14 protein-coding genes are annotated in these 19,147 nt (G+C 64.1%); 8 read left to right on the forward strand and 6 right to left on the reverse strand.

All coding sequences use genetic code 11. The features are described 5' to 3' along the window. Positions 1-125: 125 nt before the first annotated feature. Entirely contained in the window at positions 126-806 is a 681-nt protein-coding gene (locus AC07PE_RS18220; protein WP_498766975.1) for a hypothetical protein, read from the forward strand. On the opposite strand, the gene AC07PE_RS18225 is transcribed toward AC07PE_RS18220, so the two are convergent. Together AC07PE_RS18225 and AC07PE_RS18230 are read right to left on the reverse strand one after the other, a co-directional pair. Continuing rightward, complete coding sequence (locus AC07PE_RS18225) at positions 790-2,175, reverse strand: YfcC family protein (protein WP_498766977.1); 1,386 nt, start codon at positions 2,173-2,175, stop codon at positions 790-792. The two genes, AC07PE_RS18220 and AC07PE_RS18225, sit on opposite strands and share 17 nt — an antisense overlap. A gap of 14 nt (positions 2,176-2,189) precedes the next feature. Then, positions 2,190-3,308 carry a succinylglutamate desuccinylase/aspartoacylase family protein gene (locus AC07PE_RS18230; protein ID WP_498766979.1) on the reverse strand — a complete coding sequence of 373 codons (1,119 nt, stop codon included), beginning with the start codon at positions 3,306-3,308 and terminating at the stop codon, positions 2,190-2,192. 155 nt (positions 3,309-3,463) lie between these two features. On the opposite strand from AC07PE_RS18230, the gene AC07PE_RS18235 reads away from it, so the two are divergent. Genes AC07PE_RS18235 through AC07PE_RS18245 form a run of 3 tightly spaced genes read left to right on the forward strand, consistent with a single transcriptional unit; the run spans position 3,464 to position 8,398 of the window. Next, positions 3,464-4,432, forward strand: coding sequence for a MurR/RpiR family transcriptional regulator (locus tag AC07PE_RS18235; protein ID WP_498766981.1), 969 nt, complete (start codon positions 3,464-3,466; stop codon positions 4,430-4,432). A 32-nt stretch (positions 4,433-4,464) separates the two neighbouring features. Next, a complete protein-coding gene (locus AC07PE_RS18240) occupies positions 4,465-7,188 on the forward strand; it encodes a TonB-dependent receptor (RefSeq protein WP_498766983.1) in 2,724 nt (907 codons plus the stop codon). A 10-nt stretch (positions 7,189-7,198) separates the two neighbouring features. Next, a complete protein-coding gene (locus tag AC07PE_RS18245) occupies positions 7,199-8,398 on the forward strand; it encodes a cyanophycinase (protein ID WP_498766985.1) in 1,200 nt (399 codons plus the stop codon). 14 nt (positions 8,399-8,412) lie between these two features. Here AC07PE_RS18245 and AC07PE_RS18250 read toward each other — a convergent pair whose 3' ends face one another. Continuing rightward, positions 8,413-8,865 carry a DUF2214 family protein gene (locus AC07PE_RS18250; protein ID WP_498766987.1) on the reverse strand — a complete coding sequence of 151 codons (453 nt, stop codon included), beginning with the start codon at positions 8,863-8,865 and terminating at the stop codon, positions 8,413-8,415. After that, positions 8,862-9,833 (reverse strand): transcriptional regulator FtrA, encoded by a 972-nt coding sequence (gene ftrA / locus AC07PE_RS18255; RefSeq protein ID WP_498767140.1) that lies wholly within the window; start codon positions 9,831-9,833, stop codon positions 8,862-8,864. The genes AC07PE_RS18250 and ftrA overlap by 4 nt, the downstream gene beginning before the upstream one ends. Positions 9,834-9,925: 92 nt before the next feature. Between ftrA and AC07PE_RS18260 the strand changes: the two genes are divergently transcribed. Then, positions 9,926-10,324, forward strand: coding sequence for a rhodanese-like domain-containing protein (locus AC07PE_RS18260; RefSeq protein ID WP_498766989.1), 399 nt, complete (start codon positions 9,926-9,928; stop codon positions 10,322-10,324). 43 nt (positions 10,325-10,367) lie between these two features. On the opposite strand, the gene uvrA is transcribed toward AC07PE_RS18260, so the two are convergent. Then, on the reverse strand, positions 10,368-13,217 hold the full coding sequence (gene uvrA, locus AC07PE_RS18265) for an excinuclease ABC subunit UvrA (protein ID WP_498766991.1): 2,850 nt from the start codon (positions 13,215-13,217) through the stop codon (positions 10,368-10,370). Between the two features lie 464 nt (positions 13,218-13,681). On the opposite strand from uvrA, the gene ssb reads away from it, so the two are divergent. Continuing rightward, positions 13,682-14,197, forward strand: coding sequence for a single-stranded DNA-binding protein (gene ssb / locus AC07PE_RS18270; protein ID WP_230027018.1), 516 nt, complete (start codon positions 13,682-13,684; stop codon positions 14,195-14,197). A gap of 57 nt (positions 14,198-14,254) precedes the next feature. Here the strand turns inward: ssb and AC07PE_RS18275 are convergent, their stop codons facing one another. After that, positions 14,255-14,755: a DUF1993 family protein gene (locus tag AC07PE_RS18275; RefSeq protein WP_498766993.1), complete on the reverse strand. Its 501-nt coding sequence runs from the start codon at positions 14,753-14,755 to the stop codon at positions 14,255-14,257. 47 nt (positions 14,756-14,802) lie between these two features. Between AC07PE_RS18275 and AC07PE_RS18280 the strand changes: the two genes are divergently transcribed. After that, positions 14,803-15,108 carry an alpha/beta fold hydrolase gene (locus AC07PE_RS18280; protein WP_498766995.1) on the forward strand — a complete coding sequence of 102 codons (306 nt, stop codon included), beginning with the start codon at positions 14,803-14,805 and terminating at the stop codon, positions 15,106-15,108. Between the two features lie 28 nt (positions 15,109-15,136). Next, on the forward strand, positions 15,137-18,949 hold the full coding sequence (locus AC07PE_RS18285; protein ID WP_498766997.1) for an ATP-binding protein: 3,813 nt from the start codon (positions 15,137-15,139) through the stop codon (positions 18,947-18,949). The last annotated feature ends 198 nt before the right edge of the window (positions 18,950-19,147 follow it).

Consider the following 19,147-nt stretch of genomic DNA (forward strand, 5'->3'; position numbering starts at 1 on the left):
ACCGGCCGCACAATACGGAAAGGGACAGGCTTCATACGCCTGTCCCTTTTTATTTCCGCCGGCCTAACGTGCGCCACTGCGCCCGTCCGTTCCTATACTTGGCGCATGAGGATACGGAGGTCACCATGCCCAGCCTGCGCTCACTTCCTTGCCTGCTCCTGCTGGCCCTGCCATGCGCCGCGATGGCCGATCCGGTCACGGTCACCATGTCGACGAGCGGGCGCATCGATGCCAACCCGCTGGTCATCGACGATTTCTGGCCCGACGCCCAGGCCATGGACCAGATGCCCTTCACGCTGACCATGTCTGCGGTATTCGAGTCGGGCAGCGAAACCTACAGCCCCGGCAGCGTCCGCGCGTGGGACCCGCTTACCGACTTCGACCTGAACTTCGAGCTCGGCGGCATGACCTATCACCCCACCACGCAGGGCGGCGCTTCCGCCACCCTGTATCACGACACGAGCGGCATCGACGTCTACCAGATGGACGTGTATTTCGGGCCGTCGGCCAATATCTCCTTCACGGCCTCGATCACCGGGCCGGCTGGCAGCTTCGGTGCCACGCCGCTGGCGCCTGTCGATCTGGAGAGCGCGCCTGGACTCTCGGGCAGCATCCACATCGGCGTCAGCCCGAGCAATCCGGATGCGCCCGGTTACTGGGTCATGGACGGCAAGGCCGACAGCTTTTCCCTGCAGGTCGTGAGTGCGGTGCCCGAGCCTGCGCCCTTCGGCATGCTGGCGGCAGGCGTGCTGACCCTGGGCTGGTGGCGCTGGCGTATACGCGGGCCGCTCAGCTCCACTGCATGAGGCAGGGCGGCACCAGCAGCAGCAAGGCCAGCACCAGGTAGATCAGCTGCAGCGGAATCATCCACTTGGCCCAGGTCAGCCAGGGCACACGCGCCAGCGCCAGCACGCCCACCGTGATGCCCGAGGTCGGGATCATCGGCGTGGAGAGTTCACCCAGCTGGAAGGCCAGGATCGCGGTCTGGCGCGTCACGCCCACCAGGTCGGCCAGCGGCGCCATGATCGGCATCGTCAGTGCGGCCTGGCCGGTGCCCGAGTGCATGAAGAAGTTGATCACCGACTGGATCAGATACATCTTCTGCGCCGCGAACACCGGGTGGCTGGACTGCACCAGCGGCATCAGGCCGTGCAGGATGGTGTCGATGATGTGGGCGTCGCGGGCGATGATCATGGTCGCGCGCGCGATCGCAATCACCAGCGCCGTCGGCGCCAGGTCTTTTGCGCCCTGCATGAAGGAGGCCACCCAGTTGTCGGGGCCGAGGCGGCCGACCATGCCGACCACGATCGCCATCGTCAGGAACAGGGCCGCGATTTCGTCGATGAACCAGTCGTACTTCACCACGCCGATCACCATCGTGACGAGTGCGAGCGCGAAGATCGCCAGCACCGCCGCGTGGCGGCCCGTCATGCGGTCGGTGGAGGACATGGCCGCCGGATGTTCCTGGCGCCGGGCCTGGTCCAGCACGAAGGTCGGGCTCAGCGCCGGGTTGCGCTTTACGCGCGCCGCGTACCACATCAGGAAGAGGACCGTGACCAGGGTCGCCGCGGCCCACACGATCAATCGGTAACCCATCCCCGAAAACACCGGCACGCCGGCAATGCCCTGGGCGATGCCGACGTTGAAGGGATTCAGGAAGGCCGCGCCGAAACCGGCCTGCGAGCCGAGGAAGGGGATGGCCACGCCGGTGATCGTGTCGTAGCCGAGCGCCAGCGCCAGCGGCACGAAGATCAGGACGAAGGGAATCGCTTCCTCGTTCATGCCGAAGGTGGCGCCGCCCAGCGAAAACAAGGTCACGAAGATCGGGATGAGGGTTGCGCGCACCAGCGCCGAGTGCTCGTGCGCCCGCGCGATCGATCGGATCGCGGTATCGATCGCCTCGGTCTTCTGCACGACTGAAAAGGCGCCGCCGACGATCAGCACGAAGGCGATGATCTGTGCCGCCTCGACGAAGCCCTTGATGGGCGCCTTCATCAGCGCGATCAGTCCCTGCGGCGCACTGGCCACGTAATGGAAGGTGTTCGGGTCGACCAGCTGCTTGCCGTTCACGAGGTGGGTCTCGTACTTCCCGCCGGGGACGAACCAGGTCGCCAGCGCGATCAGCGCGAGGATCGAGAACAACAGCACGAAGGTATTGGGCATTCGCAGGCGCATGCTCTTTGCTTCCTTTATTGACTCAAGAGGGAACCGGAACGGAAGGGCGTGGCACCCGCGATTTTACAGATGTGCATGCCGCGCAGCAGATGGCGATGCGCGGTGCTGGCGAACAGCAGCCCGCCGCGGCTGGCGCGCACGGTGGCCGTGACGCCGGTAACAGGATTGACGATGTCGGCGACGGCCTCGCCGGCCGCAACCTGCTCGCCAAGCTTCTTCAAAAACACCAATACGCCCGACTGCGGCGCATGCAGGGGCTCGACGCCTTCCAGGGGCGTGGCTTCGCACAGCGGCGCCGGCAGGGCGGCAAGCGGGATGTCGAGCAGGCCTTCGCGCGCCAGGTACTGCAGCAGCGCCTGTGCATCCTGCTCAGCATAGTCGTAGCGCACGTCCATCTCGCCGCGCAGTTCCACCGTGATCGCGGCGCAGGCCGGCGGAATCGGCGTGTGCGGGCCGAAGTGGGCGGCGAGCTCCCACCACAGGCGGCTGCAGGCTTCGTCGAAGGGTTCCCCGCCGGAAGCATCCGACAGCAGCAGGGCGTGCGCGCCGAGCAGCGCCGCCAGTGGCTTGACCTGGTCCGCCAGCGCCGTGCCGGTGTACAGGTGCAGCTTGGCTTCGTTATCGCAGTGCAGGTCGAGCACGATGTCGGCGTCGATCGCCATGCCCAGCAGGGTCTTTTTCAGCAGGGCGGTCGGGTCGAGCGGTTCCCAGCGGTCGATGGCGGCGCGTGCCTCGCGGCGGATCGCGGCGACGTTGGCCGCCGCATCGTCACCCAGGTGCCCGGCCAGCGTCTCCTTCAGTTCCTCGGCCACGTGGCGGAAGGCGCGGTTGAAATTCAGGCCGGTGCCGAAGTCGAAGCGGCCGAAGGGCGTGCCCTGCATGACCTGCGACAGGCCGATGGGATTCGCGGCCGGGACCAGCACGATCTCGCCGTGCACGCGGCCTTCAAGGTCGAGCCGTTCGAGTTCGCGGCGCAGGAAGTGCGCCACCAGCATCGCCGGTACCTCGTCCGCGTGCAATGCAGCCTGAATATACGCCTTCTTGCCGCTGCCGGGACTGCCGTAGTGGAAGGAGGTCAGCTGGTAGGAAGCGACGCCTGGCTCGGTCGCGAGTGCGTGTTCGTATGCATGCATATACGGGTCTCCTGGCCGGTTCCGGCGTGCCGGCCGATTATGTATGAATTTTTACACAAGGTAAATCTATGATGGATTTTTTTCAAAAATATGTTGAGTTCGTCAAGACATGTGGTTTAAATTTGGAAATATTAATTCGTTGATATCAGCTCACGATGACTCCTGCCGCTCCGTCCAGCGCTTCGCCCGACATCGGTTTTGCCGAGTCTTCGCTCGGCCGGAGCCTGTTGCGGGTACTGGCGGAAGGATCGGCTTCGAACCGCGCGATCGCCGACTACCTGCTGCGCAACCAGGTGCGCGTGACGGCGCTCGGCATCGAAGAACTGGCCGAGGCCTGCGAAGTCTCGACCGCCACCATCAGCCGCTTCGCCCGTGACCTCGGCTTCAAGAACTATGCGGCGATGCGCGGCGCGGTGGCGGAGACCCTGCAATCGGTGCTGCAGCCGGTCGAAAAGCTGCGCAGCACCATCGCCCGCAAGGCCGCGGCAGCATCGCCGGCACTCGAAAGCCTGAGCTACGCCGAGGCGGGCATCACTGCCACCAGCCGCGCGCTGGACGGCGCCCAGCTCGACCGCATCGGCGCCGTGTTCACCAAGGCCCGCACCGTGTACGTGATGGGCTTTGGGTTATCGACCTTCCTGGCCGGCACACTCGCCATGCATCTGCAGCCCTTCTGCCAGCACGTGGTCGAAGTGGCCGCCAGCGGCGGCACCGAAGTCGCGGCCAGCCACCTGGCCAATATCACCAGCAAGGACGTGCTGGTCGTGATCTCCCTCCCGCGCTATACGCTGGCCGTGGTGCCGCTCACCCGGTTTGCACGCGACAGCGGCGCAACCGTCGTCTCCATCACCGATTCGCCCGCGTCCCCGCTCGCCGAACTGGGGCATCACGTGCTGTATGCGCACAGTGCGCACCCGGTGCTGCCCAGCAGCGGCAGCAGCACGCTGGCCGTGATCGAAGCGCTGGCGGTGTCGCTGATGACCTCCAACAAGGCCAATGTGGCCAAGGCGGCCCGCCATACCGAGGCCATTGCCGCCTACCTCTACGGCGAACACCAGGTTCGTACCGGCAGCACGCAGAAAAAGGAAGGCGCCCGCAGGCGCAGCAGTGTGAAGAAGTCCTGAGTCATCACCCAGATACCGAGAGGGAGCAAAGCATGAAAAAAAGGATGTTGGCGTCGAGCGTGGCCGCGGCACTCGGCCTGATTGCACAGCAGGCGCACGCGCAGGCGGTACAGGAGCCGAAGATGCAGCGCGTGGAGATCACCGGTTCCTCGATCAAGCGCATCGACAGCGAGACGGCCCTGCCGGTGCAGACGATCACCCGCGAGGACATCGAGAAGATGGGCGCCACCACCGCCGCGGAACTGGTCAAGAACATCAGCGCCAACACGGCGCCGATCACGGACGGCCCCAGCATCACGGACGGCACCTCGGGCCAGCGCGGCCTGAACGCGGCCAACCTGCGCGGCATCGGCGCCTCGTCGACCCTGGTGCTGCTGAACGGCCGGCGCCTGGCCAACTTCGCTTCGCCCGGCGACAACGCCAGCGTCGACCTGAACAACATCCCTGCCGGCGCCATCCAGCGCGTCGAGGTGCTGAAGGACGGCGCCTCGGCCATCTACGGCACCGACGCGATCGGCGGCGTGATCAACTTCATCACCCGCAAGGACTATACCGGCATCGACCTGGCCGGCTCGCTGGCCGGCACCCAGCACGGCGGCGCCGGCAAGAAGACCGCCAGCATCAGCGCCGGTTTCGGCAACCTGGAGTCCGACCGCTTCAACGTGTTCGGCGTGCTGGACGTGCAGCAGCTGGACCGCCTGCGCTCGGGCCAGCGCAGCTTCATCAAGGAGCGCGAGCTGGCGACCACCCTGCCGGCCCAGATGTCCAGCAACACCTTCCCGGCCAACGTCGACATCTCGGCAGCGCAGCGCGCCGCCCTGATCGCCGCCGGCCTGCTGCCGGCCGGCAGCCGGGTCAGCCGCGTCAACCCGAGCGCGCCGGGCTGCAATCCGCCCGCCACCGTGTACGCGGCCAAGGGCCCGGGCGGCGTGGCCGGCTGCAGCTACGACTACATGGAAGACACCGAGATCTATCCGGACTCGCGCAAGGTCGGCTTCATCGGCCGCGCGACCTTCCAGCTGAACCCGGAGAACCAGCTGTTCGCGGAACTGGTGCAGACCGAGACGAACACCAAGTATGTGCTGTCGCCGAACCCGATCCGCATCCGCAACCTGCCGGTCAGCATCCTGCCGACGGCCTACCGCAACGCGCTTTCCGGCGCCGACCTGCCGACGACCTTCGGCGGCATCCGCTACCGCATGAGCGAAGCCGGCAACCGCAGCAACGAAGTGAAGAGTACCGGCCAGCGCCTGGTGCTGGGCGCCACCGGCACCGTGGCCGGCTGGGACTACGATGCGGCCCTGTCGCGTGCCGAGAACCGCGCGGTCGACAAGTACGTGAACGGCTACGTCCTGTTCGACCAGTTCGACGCCGCGGTGCGCAACGGCACCGTGAATCCCTTCGCGCCCTCGACCAAGGCCGGCATCGACCTGATCAACAGCATCAAGATCAGCGACGAGGCGCGCAAGGCCAAGGGCGTGTCCACTTCGCTGGACGGCAAGATGTCGCGCGCCCTGACTGCGCTGGCCGGCGGCGATCTCGCCGTCGCCATCGGCGGCGAACTGCGCCACGAGCACCAGCTGTTCACGCCTTCGGACCTGCTCAATTCGAACAACATCGCCGGCGACCGTGACAGCACCATCCCGGCCGGCCAGCTGCTCGACGTCGAAACCGCCGACGACACCCGCAAGGTGGCCTCGGTATTCGCCGAAGTGGTGGCGCCCTTCACCAAAGAGCTGGAGATGCAGTTTGCGGTGCGCTTCGACCACTACAGCGAAGTCGGCAACACCACCAATCCGAAGATCGGCCTGCGCTGGCAGCCGTCCCCGGCGCTGCTGCTGCGCACTTCGGTCGGCACCGGCTTCCGCGCGCCTTCGCTGTCGGATCTGAACCGCCCGACCATCTTCGGCACCACCGCCGGCATCCTGACCGATCCGCAGTGCGTGAAGCAGGAAGGCAGCATCGACACCTGTACCGACCAGTGGGGCGTGGAGCGCCGCTCGAACCCGAACCTGAAGCCGGAGAAGTCGCGCCAGTTCACGCTGGGCGTGGTGTTCGAGCCGGTCAAGCGGACCAGCCTCTCGGTCGATTACTGGAACATCGAGAAGAAGGACGTCATCAGCACCCTGGGCGAACAGGTCATCATCGAGAACCCGGCCGCCTATAACGGCAAGTACATCACGCGCGACGAGGACGGCTTCATCGAGAACATCCTCCTGGTGAAGGAAAACCAGGGCCGCCTGAAGACCTCGGGCATCGACATTGGCGCCGACTGGCGCAGCGATCGCGGGGCTTGGGGACGATTCGGCATCAACCTGTCCGGCACCTGGATCCTGAAGTACGACCGCCAGTTCGGTCCGAACGAGCCCTATCGCAGCAACCTCGGCGTGTTCCTGAACGATCAGGTGATCCAGAAGTGGCGCCACCGCGTCAACTTCGAATGGGAAAACGGCCCGGTCTCGCTGACGCTGGCGAACCAGTTCTCGTCCAGCTACACCGACCAGAACACGACCTACGACCCGTTCACCGACGCCCTGCTGGCGCCGAACCACGTGAAGCATTATTCGCTGTGGGACCTGACCGGCAGCTGGGCGATCGGCAAGAACCTGAAGCTGCGCGCCGGCATCCTGAACCTGCTCGACAAGGATCCGCCGTTCTCGAACCAGGCCTGGTTCTTCCTGGCCGGGTATGATCCGAGCTACACGGACCCACGCGGCCGCAACGCTTTCGTGAGTGCGAACTACTCGTTCAAGTGATGGGTGTCGTATGCTGAAGAGATGGTGTTTTGTGCTGGCGCTGGTGGTTTCCAGCGCCGGCGCGGCGGAGGCTCCCAAGGGTTCGCTGGTCATCATCGGCGGCGGCCTGCGCGCCAACAATGCCGAGGTGTACCAGAAGATCGTCGATCTGGCCGGTGGCAAGGGCGCGCGCATTGCCGTGTTCCCGACCGCCGCTGGCACGCCGGACCGCGAAGGGAAGCTTACCGTGGAGGCGCTGAAACGCTACGGCGCCCAGCCCTTCGTGGTGCCGGTCGCGCCGCGCCTGGCCAATACCGATGCGCGCAAGGCCGCCGACGATCCGGCGACAGCAAGAGCAGTGCGCGAAGCCGGCGGCGCCTTCTTCACCGGCGGCGACCAGGCCCGCATCACCGGTTCGCTGCGCCGTGCTGACGGCAGCAACACGGCGGTGCTGGACGCGCTGTGGGCGATGTACCGGCGAGGCGGCGTCGTCGCCGGCACCAGCGCCGGCGCCGCCATCATGAGCAGCACCATGTTCTACGATCCGCCGCTGGAAGTGCTGCCGATGCTGAAGCACGGCATCACGGACGGCAAGGACGTCGCGCCCGGACTCGGCTTCGTCGGCGAGGACGTCTTCATCGACCAGCACTTCCTGATCCGCGGCCGCTTCGCGCGCATGCTGCCGGTGATGCTGGCCAAGGGCTACACGCTGGGACTGGGCATCGACGAGAACACGGCCGCCGTGGTGGGGCCCTCGCGCGACGTGACCATCATCGGCTATCGCGGCGCGCTGGTGCTCGACCTGGCCGGCGCCACCACGGACAAGACGCGGCCGAACTTCAACCTGTCGAACGCGCGCATCAGCTACCTGGACAGCGGCGACCGTTTCAACCTCGTCAACCGCGCCTATTCGCCGGGCCCGGACAAGGAGCCGCTGAAGAACATCGACCGCGAGCACCGCGAATCGGTTTTCACCACCGACATCCTGGGGAATACCTCGGTGGTCAACCTGCTGGAAAAGCTGGTGGACAGCGACCAGCAGCGTGCGGTCGGCATCGCCTTCGAAGGACCCGGCAGCAAGACGCCGGAACGCGGCTTCGAATTCACCTTCACCAAAGTGCCCGATACGAAGGAGTACGCCACCAACCGCGAGGATGCCTATTCGATCTACCGGATCAGGATGGACGTGCGGCCGGTGAAGATGCACCAGCCCTTGTATTCGGACGATTAACCTGGTAGCCGCGCTTAGTAGCCTATACCGCGCGCCATCGCGGCCGCCAGCACCGGGATCAGCGCGAACACGTGGATCTCGAGCAGCAGCTGGCGGCGCAGCGAGGCGATCTCCTGCGCCGGCGGCATGAATCCGGCATCCGCCTTCAACAGCTTTTGCCACGCCAGCATGCGCAGGGTGGGGCGGATCGACACCAGCCCGACCACCAGGAAGGCGACTATCTTGGCCCAGAACACCGGATTGTGCAGGTAGAAATCCGGTCCCTTGGCGCCGAACCACACGCGCGCGAAACCCACGACCAGGATCGCCATCGCCAGGCCGCCGTAGACGGCATCGAAGCGTCCCAATAATCGTACCGTATGCGGCGACATGGCCGCGGGCCGCATCAGTGCGATTTCCGCCGCCAGTACCGAGGCGATGCCGAACACGATCAGGTGGTGGACTGCGGCTAGCAGGAAATCGCTCATGGCATGGCTTGTTGGCTGAGTTGACGATGCTTGCGGTAGCGCGCCGGCGAGGGCAGGCCGTGGCTGCGGAAGTGGCGCCGCAGGGATTCGGGCGAACCGAGTCCCGCCAGGTCGGCGACCGCCTCGATGCCGAGGCTTGGGCGGGTCTCCAGCAGCTGCGCGGCCAGCATGACGCGCTCGCGCACCAGCCAGTCCAGCGGGCTGGCGCCGGTGCGGTCCTTGAAGCGGCGCTGGAAGGTGCGCACGCCCATCTTCGCCTGCTCCGCCATCGAGGCCAGCGTGTGCGCGGCGCGCAGGTTTTCGCGTGCCCAGTCCATGGTGCGGGCGATCGGGTCGGCGTTCGATTGCGGCAGCGGACGCGCCACCAACTGGGCCTGGTCGCCGTCGCGGTGCGCGGGAATGACCAGGCGCTGGGCGACCTTGTTCGCGATGTCGGCGCCGAAGTCGCTGCGCACCAGGTGCAGCAGCATGTCCAGGCCGGCGGCCGAGCCGGCCGAGGTGACGATGTTCGCATCCTCGACGTACAGGGCGCCGGGCTCGATGTCGATGGCGGGGAAGCTGGCCGCTAGCTGGTCGAAATAGCGCCAGTGCGTGGTCGCCCTGCGGCCGTCGAGCAGGCCGGCGTGCGCCAGCACGAAGGCGCCCGAGCAGATCGAGCACAGGCGCGCACCGCGCGCATGGGCGCGGCGCAGGGCATCGATCAGTTGCGGAGGCGGCGGCTCGTTCGCATCGCGCCAGCCGGGGATGACGATGGTGTCGGCGGCGTCGAGCGCCTCCAGTCCGTGCGGCACCTGCAGCGCCAGGCCGCCGGCGGCGCGCAAGGGCCCCGCTTCGGCGGCGCACACCGCGTAGCTGTACCAGGCCACGCCCAGCTCGGGACGCTCGAGCGCGAACAGCTCGACCGCGCAGCCGAATTCGAAGGTGCACAGCCTGTCGTAGGCGAGGATGGCGACATGGTGGGACATGATGTCCGGATGTTACCAGCTTCTGTCGCCGCGGCCACTGCCGGGTTTTGCACCTCACAGGCACACTGCAAGCTCTTTATATAAAGGAGATTGCGATGGCTTCAGGAGTTTCAAGCATACCGGCGGCGCCCAGCGACAAGGCGGCGCTTCACTTCGGCGCGGCCTTCGAATACGAGACCGACTGCGCCGACGTGCACGAGGCGATGACCAGCGGCCAGCAGGACTTCGTGCTGCTCGACGTGCGCGGGCCGGCTTTGTACGGAAAGGGCCACGTGCCGGGCGCCCTGAATCTGCCGCATGGGAAGATCGTCGAGGCGAAATTGAAGGAGTACCCGATGGAGACCCTGTTCGTGGTGTACTGCGCCGGACCGCACTGCAATGGCGCGCACCGCGGCGCCTTGCAGCTGGCCAGGCTGGGGCGGCCGGTCAAGTTGATGATCGGCGGGGTGACAGGCTGGCTGGACGAGGGTTTTCAGCTAGCGACGGGAGAATAAAAAAAGGAGCGCCGCAGCGCTCCTTCCTGTTACCGCTTATACCTTATTGCTTCAGCAGCGGCTTCAGGTACTTGCCGGTCACGCTGGCCTTGTTCTTCGCCACGTCTTCCGGCGTACCGGTGGCGACGATGGTGCCGCCGCCGGCGCCGCCTTCCGGACCGAGGTCGACGATCCAGTCCGCCGTCTTGACCACGTCCAGGTTGTGCTCGATGATCACCAGCGTGTTGCCCTGGTCGCGCAGACGGTGGATCACCTTCAGCAGCAGGTCGATGTCGGCGAAGTGCAGGCCGGTGGTCGGCTCGTCGAGGATGTACAGCGTGCGGCCCGTGTCGCGCTTGGACAGCTCCAGCGACAGTTTCACACGCTGCGCCTCGCCGCCCGACAGCGTGGTCGCGCTCTGGCCCAGTTTGATGTAGCCGAGGCCGACGTCCAGCAGCGTGTGCAGCTTGCGGGCGATCACCGGCACCGGCTTGAAGAACTCGTGCGCGTCCTCGACCGTCATGTCCAGCACTTCGGTGATGTTCTTGCCCTTGTACTGGACTTCCAGCGTCTCGCGGTTGTAGCGCTTGCCGTGGCAGACGTCGCAAGGCACGTAGACGTCCGGCAGGAAGTGCATCTCGACCTTGATCACGCCGTCGCCCTGGCAGGCTTCGCAGCGGCCGCCCTTGACGTTGAACGAGAAACGGCCGGCGCTATAGCCGCGTTCCTTCGCGGTCGGCACCGTCGCGAACAGGTCGCGGATCGGGGTGAACACGCCGGTATAGGTGGCCGGGTTCGAACGCGGGGTACGGCCGATCGGCGCCTGGTCGACCGAGATCACCTTGTCGAAGTGCTCCAAGCCGTGGATCGCGGTGTGCGGCGCAGGTTCGGTCTGCGAGCCGTACAGGTGGCGCGACAGGGCCGGGAACAGGGTGTCGTTCACCAGCGTCGATTTACCGGAGCCGGACACGCCGGTCACGCAGGTCAGCAGGCCCACCGGCAGTTCCAGCGTGACGTTCTTGAGGTTGTTGCCGGTCGCGCCGCTGATATGCAGCATGCGCTCGGGATCGGCCTTGGTGCGCTTCTTCGGCACCTCGATCTTCTTCCGGCCGCTCAGGTAAGCGGCGGTCAAGGACTCCTTGTTCTTCATGATGTCCTTGATCGACCCCTCGGCGATCACGGCGCCGCCATGCACGCCGGCGCCCGGACCCATGTCGACGATGTAATCGGCGGTGCGGATCGCATCCTCGTCGTGCTCGACCACCAGCACGCTGTTGCCGATGTCGCGCAGGTGCTTCAGGGTCGCGATCAGGCGGTCGTTGTCGCGCTGGTGCAGGCCGATCGAGGGCTCGTCCAGCACGTACATCACGCCGGTCAGGCCGGAACCGATCTGCGAGGCCAGGCGGATGCGCTGCGCTTCGCCGCCCGACAGGGTATCGGCGCTGCGGTCCAGCGACAGGTAGTCGAGGCCGACGTCGTTCAGGAATTTCAGGCGCGCGACGATTTCCTTGATCACGCGCTCGGCGATGTCCTTCTTGGCGCCGGTCAGCTGCAGGCTGTCGAAGTAGCTCAGGCAGTCGCGCAGCGGGGTCCTGGCGACCTCGTAGATGGCGCGCTGCTGCTCGCCATTGCCGATCTTGACGTAGCGCGCTTCGGTGCGCAGGCGCGCGCCGCCGCAGGTCGGGCATTCCTTCTCGTTGATGAACTTGGCCAGCTCCTCCTTCACCGCCATCGAATCGGTCTCGCGGTAGCGGCGCTGCAGGTTGTTCACCACACCTTCGAAGGTGTGCTCGCGGATCACGGTGCGGCCACGCTCGTTCACGTAGGCGAAGGGCACGGTGTTCTTGCCGGAGCCGAACAGGACGGCGTCCTGGGCGGTCTTCGGCAGCTGCTCGAAGGGCTTGTCGAGGTCGAACTCGTAGTGCTGCGCCAGGCTGGTCAGCATCTGGAAGTAGAACTGGTTGCGGCGGTCCCAGCCCTTCACGGCGCCGGAGGCCAGCGACAGGTTCGGGAAGGCGACGATGCGCTTCGGATCGAAGAACTCGATGTGGCCCAGGCCATCGCATTCCTGGCAGGCGCCCATCGGGTTATTGAAGGAGAACAGGCGCGGCTCCAGCTCCTGCAGCGAATAGCCGCAGACGTTGCAGGCGAACTTGTTCGAGTAGATGTGCTCCTTCGCGGTGTCCATCTCGTAGGCCACGGCGCGGCCATCGGCGATGCGCAGCGCGGTCTCGAAGCTCTCGGCCAGGCGCTGCTTGATCTCGGGCGTGACCTTGATACGGTCGATCACGACGTCGATCGTGTGCTTTTCCGTCTTCTTCAGCTTCGGCAGGTCGTCGACGTCATAGATCCTGGCATCGCCGGTGCCGCTCTGGACGCGGAAGCGCACGAAGCCCTGGGCCTGCATCGAGGCGAACAGGTCGCCGTGCTCGCCCTTGCGGTTCGCGACCACGGGCGCCAGGATCATCAGCTTGGTCCCTTCCGGCATGGCCAGCACGGCATCGACCATCTGCGAGACGGTCTGCGCGGTCAGCGGCTCGTGCGAGTGGTCCGGGCAGTAGGGCGTGCCGACGCGCGCGTACAGCAGGCGCAGGTAATCGTGGATCTCGGTGACGGTGCCGACGGTCGAACGCGGATTGTGCGAGGTCGCTTTCTGCTCGATCGAGATGGCCGGCGACAGGCCCTCGATCAGGTCGACGTCCGGCTTTTCCATCAGCTGCAGGAACTGGCGCGCGTAGGCCGACAGCGATTCGACGTAGCGGCGCTGGCCCTCGGCATACAGGGTATCGAAGGCGAGCGAGGACTTGCCGGAGCCCGACAGGCCGGTGATCACGATCAGCTTGTTGCGCGGCAGGTCGAGATTGATGTTCTTGAGGTTGTGCGTGCGGGCGCCGCGGATTCGGATTTCTTCCATCAGGTTTTTGCTGGCTTTCGAAGGTTGTGGGCCGGACGAGGAGAACTCACTAGTTTACCTGTTTTTATTCACAGTAGTATACGCACCGTGAATTAACTGTGGCTGCGTTATCTAGCTGGCATGGTGGGCCGATACGACGCTAAGTTCCGTATTTGGTCGAGGGCCGGGGGAATTCAATGGCAGACTCACCAGAAAGCGAAAATTTTTTTGGCGCGGGAGGCTTTACTACGTCAGGTGGGCTCGACAAATATTGATGGAAATCTCTTCCAAATCAGGCACTTCGGCCCCATCTTCGCTGTCTGAGAACAGGTCGGGCGCTTCAGTGTCCGACGGTCTCGGCGGCGCTCAAAAAGTTGCCTGAAAAGCTGTGCAAGCAGGCATAATAATGGACGCAGTACCTTAATTTCCCTGACGCTTAGTCTTTGTGCAGAGTCAGGGCTCACAACATCTGAAGGAGCTTTACCATGGCATCAGTTAACAAGGTCATCATCGTCGGCAACCTCGGCCGCGATCCGGAAATCCGCTACATGCCGAGCGGCGACGCTATCGCCAACATCGCGGTGGCGACCTCGTACAAGTCGAAGGACCGCAACAGCGGCGAACAGAAAGAGCTGACCGAGTGGCACCGCATCTCGTTCTTCGGCCGCCTCGCCGAAATCGTCGGCCAGTACCTGAAGAAGGGCTCGTCGGTCTACGTCGAAGGCCGCCTGCAGACCCGCAAGTACACCGACAAGGACGGCATCGAGCGTTACGCAACCGACATCATCGCCGAGAACATGCAGATGCTGGGCGGCCGCCAGGGTATGGGCGGCGACGCCGGCGGCTATAGCGGCGGTGACAGCTACGGTGGCGGCGGCGACAGCTACGACGCCCCGCCGAGCCGCCCGGCTCCGCGCCAGGCCCCGCCGGCACCGGCCGCCCGTCCGCAGCCGAAACCGGCCCCGAACTTCTCGGACATGGATGACGACATCCCGTTCTAAGTTCGTGTAAGCAGGAAGATGTAAGTAAGGCGGAGCTACTGGTCTAGCTCCGCTTTTTTATTTCTGAAAGCTGAATCCTGGCGGGTATTGGTGGTAGCCGTCGAAATCCGCTTTTCCGATAGGAACACCGGCTTGGCGGGCAATCGCGTACACCATGGTGTAGTGAAAAAAGAAGTTAGGAACGGCATACATCAGGTAGTAGTCCCAGGCCGGCATGCTCAGGTTGGCAAAGCCTGCGGCCGTGTTCACTCGCAGGCTATCGATGTCGCGGAAGTCCGCATCGGGAATCGTCGCCAGATACGCCGCCGTCGAATCGAGCTCCAGCAATACGCCCTGCAAGGTGGTCTCGTCGTTGCCGAACGAGACGATGTCCCGCCCAGCCAGCGGGCAGCTGGTGCGCAGGGTAAAGCCGATCGCCGTCTTTGCCTGCTGCAGTAACGGAGACATATCCGGGTGCAGATGTTCACCCGCAATGCCGCTGTCAAAAGCTTCGATCCTGTTCAGAAGCTCTTTCAATCTGCCGAGGTAATGAAGGAAAAGGCGGGTTGGCGTGATCATGATGGTGCTCCTGTCCGGTAACCGCCACTATATCGGAACGGCAGCACATGGATGAAAACCCGCCACCTGCAAAAGCCGGCGGGCTTTTCTATTTACTGCTAACAAAGCTCAGGGCTTGTTGCCGGTCGCCTTGTGCGCCTGATCAGTATTACTTCCGCGCCGACCTCAAAAAATTCGATGTTCCAACCATGGTCGCGCATGGCGATGCCGACCAGGTCGTACCGCTCGGTTTTGCCGAGCCCCGCGCCAGGCAGCTCAACACGTTGATGCTGGATTTCCGGACGACTTCGCTTGCAGATGGTAGGAACGGTAGATTTACGACACGCTTAATTACTTTACTCAGTAAAATGTGATGATATTCGTCATCAAATGCTGTCTCCCATGCAAATCTCTAACGTATCGCCCGCGGACAGCGATGATTCTGTCAAAAATGACGACCTAAGTTGGCTAAAAGGCGGCGGCGAGATGGGCGCCTTGATCCGTAGCATGGACTGGTCGGCCTCTCCGCTCGGTCCGCTGGAGCTCTGGCCGCAGAGCCTGCGCACGTCCGTGAGCCTGTGCCTGTCCTCGACCTTTCCGATCCTGGTGGCCTGGGGGCCGCACGATATTCAGATCTATAACGATGCTTATCGCCCTATCTGCGGCGGCTTGCATCCGCGTTCAATGGGTGGGCCGTTCAAGGAAATCTGGGCCAGTGCCCTGCCCGTAGTCGGCAACGCCTTCGACCGCGCTCACAAGGGGGAAGGCGCCTATATCCGTGATCAGCGCATGTTCCTCGATCGCCATGGCTATCTGGAAGAAGCTTTCATGACCTTCTCGTTTTCGCCGATCCGCGATGAATCGGGCGAGGTCGGCGGCATCTTCCACCCGATTACGGAAGCGACTGAAACCGTGCTGAACGCGCGTCGCACGCAAATACTTCGCGACCTTAGTGCGGCGATTGGCGACGCCCGCACGATCGGTGACATCGCGTATGACATCGCGGCGCAATACCCACAATTCTCCTTGGATTTGCCCTTTGTGCTGGTCTATCAGATCGATACTGATAGCAATAGTCTGCTGCTGCGCGGCGGCGCCGGCCTGGACAGTCATTCGGAGCTGGCACCAGTCGTCACGGAACTCGGCGATACCTTCTGGCCGTTTGCGAGTACTGCGCAGGCGCGTGAAGTGCGACGCGTAGACGGCTTGCGCGCCCGCTTTGGCAGCACGCCTTGCGGCCCTTATGAGGCCGCGCCGGATTCGGCGCTGGTGTTGCCGATCACGTTGCCGGGCCAGCAGGAACTATTCGGCTTCGTGGTGGCCGGCGTCAGTGCCGCGCGGGCGCTCGATGCGGCCTATCTGAATTTCTATGAAAGGCTGGGTGCAGCTGTAAGCACTGCGGTCGGCAACGTGGTCGCGTACGAAAAAGAACAGCGTCGATCCGAGGAACTATCCCAGATCGATCGCGCCAAAACCGCCTTCTTTTCCAATGTCTCGCATGAATTCCGCACGCCGCTGACCCTGATTCTCGGGCCGCTGGACGATGCCCTGGCCGACCAGTCCGAGCCGCTGAGTCCGGCACAGCGCAAGCGCATTGGCCTGACCCATGGCAACGCCTTGCGTTTGCTGAAGCTGGTGAACTCACTGCTGGATTTCTCGCGCATCGAAGCGGGACGCGTGCAAGCCCATTATGTGCCGCTCGATTTGCCACAGCTGACCGCCGACCTGGCCAGCGTATTTGAATCGGCCATGGCGAAAGGCGGCTTGAGGTACACGCTCGATGTGCAGGACCTCGGCGAGCCGGTCTATGTCGACCGCGACATGTGGGAAAAGATCGTCTTCAATCTGTTGTCGAACGCTTTCAAGTTCACACTGCAAGGCGGCATCACCGTAAGCCTGAAGCGGCACGGCGACGTGGCGCGGCTATCGGTACTTGACACCGGTAGCGGCATCCCGGCGCACGAGTTGCCGCGCGTGTTCGAACGCTTCCACCGCATTGAGGGGACGCCGGGCCGTACCTACGAAGGCACAGGTATCGGCCTGGCGCTGATCCAGGAGCTGGTGCGCCTGCACGGCGGTGTAATCAGTGTATACAGCGTGCAGGGTGAGGGCACTCGCTTCGACGTCGACCTTCCTTTCGGTCGGGCCCACCTGCCTGAGGACAGGGTCGCCGCGCCGGATGCTGCCATGCAGGGCGATGATGTCCGGCGCATGGGCGCGGCCTTCGTGGAAGAAGCCCTGCGCTGGCTGCCCGACGAAGAGGCGCCTGCAGCGCGCCGGGAGCCGGATGCCGGCATGGCGCAGCCGCGAACGCAGCAGCCGCGCATCCTGATTGCCGATGACAACAACGACATGCGCACCTACTTGAAGTCGCTGCTAGAGCCATATGCCGAAGTCAGCGTATGCGCAGACGGCGAGGCGGCCTTCGAGATACTGCTGCGCGACACGCCCGACTTGCTGCTGAGCGACGTGATGATGCCAAAGTTGGACGGTTTCGGTCTGATAGCAAGGATTCGCGCCACCGAATCCTTGCGTCACCTGGCGGTAATCCTGCTCTCGGCGCGTGCCGGCGAAGAAGCCAAGATCGAAGGCTTGCAGGCGGGTGCCGATGACTATCTGGTCAAGCCTTTCGCCGCCAACGAATTGCTGGCGCGCATACAACGCCAAGTCGCGCAGGCGCGCGAACGTCGCCACCGCCAGCAGGAAATGGCGCTGCGCGAGTCGTATTTCCGTTCTTTGATCGACCGTGCGCCGGTCATGCTGTGGACCACCGACGAGAGCGACAGTTGCACCTACCTGAGCCAGCAATGGTACGACTACACCGGCGGCACACCGGAACGGGACCTCGGCCTGGGCTGGCTGGACAGTGTCCATCCGGACGACCTGCCTCGCACCACGGACATCTTTATGAGTGCGAGTCGAGAGCGCAAGCCATTCGCGATCGATTACCGCCTGCGCCGCGACGATGGTGCTTATCGCTGGTGTATCGACGCCGGTACCCCGCGCATCGATGCGGACGGCAACTACGATGGCTACGTCGGCACCGTGATCGACGTGCATGACCGCACCATGCTGCAGCAGGAAATGACGGAAAGGAACCGCATGCAGAGCGAGTTCCTGTTCACCCTGGCGCACGAACTGCGCAATCCCCTGGCTCCGATCCGTACGGGCCTGGAACTCATACGCGTCAGTCCTACGGCGGAGAACGCTACCAAGGTGCAGGGCATGATGCAGCGCCAAGTCGATCATATGGTGCACCTCGTCGACGACTTGCTCGACATGGCACGTTTGTCAGAAGGAAAAGTCGAGCTGAAACCCGTCCAAGTAATGCTGGATGCAGTGGTGCAGGATGCCGTAGAAATGAGCATGCCGCTGATCCGCGCCGGTGACCACCATCTCGAGATGCACATGTTGGACGCCGGTGTCCTCATGCTCATCGACCGCCACCGCATCGCCCAGGTACTAAGCAATCTGCTCAACAATGCGGCCAAGTACACGCCACGGGGCGGACGGATTGCCGTCGAACTCCGGCTTGACCGCCATGATGCCGTGATTTCCGTGACCGACAATGGCATCGGCATCGATCTATGCAAGCTGTCCAGTATTTTCGACATGTACACCCAAGTGCACGAGGGCGAGGGCATGGGGCAGGGCGGACTGGGTGTCGGTTTGAATCTCGTTAAACGTCTGGTCGAGCTGCATGGTGGTGCGGTAGCGGCAGAAAGTGCCGGCGCCGGGCAGGGCAGCCGCTTTACCGTGCGCCTGCCGCGTCAAGCGCCAGACGAGTCCGTGACCGATGCCGGTCCAATGGCCCGGAACGGCACTGCCGGTGCAGGACAGACGGACAGGCTGCGCGTACTGGTCGTCGACGACAATATCGATGCGGCCGAAACCATGGGCGCCTTGCTCGGTATGTGCGGCCATGAGGTTGTGCTGGCGCACAACGGTGCTGCGGCGCTGGCCCAAGCCGGCCTATTCCTGCCGCAAGTGGTATTCCTCGACATCGGCCTGCCTGATCTGAGTGGCTTCGAGGTCGCGCTAGCCATGCGCAAAATCGCCGGGATGGGAGCTGCAATGCTGGTTGCCCTGACTGGCTGGGGAGCGGAACAGGACCGGCAGCGTTCGAATAACGCCGGGTTCGACGCCCATCTGACCAAGCCTGCCGACTTCGACAGCGTCGACAGCCTGCTGCGCCAGGCTGCGGCTCGCCTGTAAGGCATACCTGAGACTGCGAAGGACTGCCTTTTGTGACACGGCGCGACTTGGCAAGTCTCAATCGGTTACAAACCTTTGCTTTCGCCCGAGTCACTGCGCACAGCGTAGTGCCGATGGCTTTTGAAGCATTGTTTCGTCTGGAACAGTGGTCGGCATTTGTGCTCGGCAGTCACAAACCTTCCGTTTTATTCAAAATTT

Source organism: Telluria sp. GW821-FHT07G12 (assembly GCF_059418525.1).

Bases quoted from the DNA above. Each gene is read 5' to 3' on its own strand.
- AC07PE_RS18225 (WP_498766977.1), bottom strand. From the start codon at position 2,175: ATGCGCCTGCGAATGCCCAATACCTTCGTGCTGTTGTTCTCGATCCTC.
- AC07PE_RS18220 (WP_498766975.1), top strand. From the start codon at position 126: ATGCCCAGCCTGCGCTCACTTCCTTGCCTGCTCCTGCTGGCCCTGCCA.
- AC07PE_RS18275 (WP_498766993.1), bottom strand. From the start codon at position 14,755: ATGATCACGCCAACCCGCCTTTTCCTTCATTACCTCGGCAGATTGAAA.
- ssb (WP_230027018.1), top strand. From the start codon at position 13,682: ATGGCATCAGTTAACAAGGTCATCATCGTCGGCAACCTCGGCCGCGAT.
- AC07PE_RS18280 (WP_498766995.1), top strand. From the start codon at position 14,803: ATGGATGAAAACCCGCCACCTGCAAAAGCCGGCGGGCTTTTCTATTTA.
- AC07PE_RS18245 (WP_498766985.1), top strand. From the start codon at position 7,199: ATGCTGAAGAGATGGTGTTTTGTGCTGGCGCTGGTGGTTTCCAGCGCC.
- AC07PE_RS18260 (WP_498766989.1), top strand. From the start codon at position 9,926: ATGGCTTCAGGAGTTTCAAGCATACCGGCGGCGCCCAGCGACAAGGCG.
- AC07PE_RS18250 (WP_498766987.1), bottom strand. From the start codon at position 8,865: ATGAGCGATTTCCTGCTAGCCGCAGTCCACCACCTGATCGTGTTCGGC.
- AC07PE_RS18230 (WP_498766979.1), bottom strand. From the start codon at position 3,308: ATGCATGCATACGAACACGCACTCGCGACCGAGCCAGGCGTCGCTTCC.
- uvrA (WP_498766991.1), bottom strand. From the start codon at position 13,217: ATGGAAGAAATCCGAATCCGCGGCGCCCGCACGCACAACCTCAAGAAC.
- AC07PE_RS18240 (WP_498766983.1), top strand. From the start codon at position 4,465: ATGAAAAAAAGGATGTTGGCGTCGAGCGTGGCCGCGGCACTCGGCCTG.
- AC07PE_RS18285 (WP_498766997.1), top strand. From the start codon at position 15,137: ATGCAAATCTCTAACGTATCGCCCGCGGACAGCGATGATTCTGTCAAA.
- AC07PE_RS18235 (WP_498766981.1), top strand. From the start codon at position 3,464: ATGACTCCTGCCGCTCCGTCCAGCGCTTCGCCCGACATCGGTTTTGCC.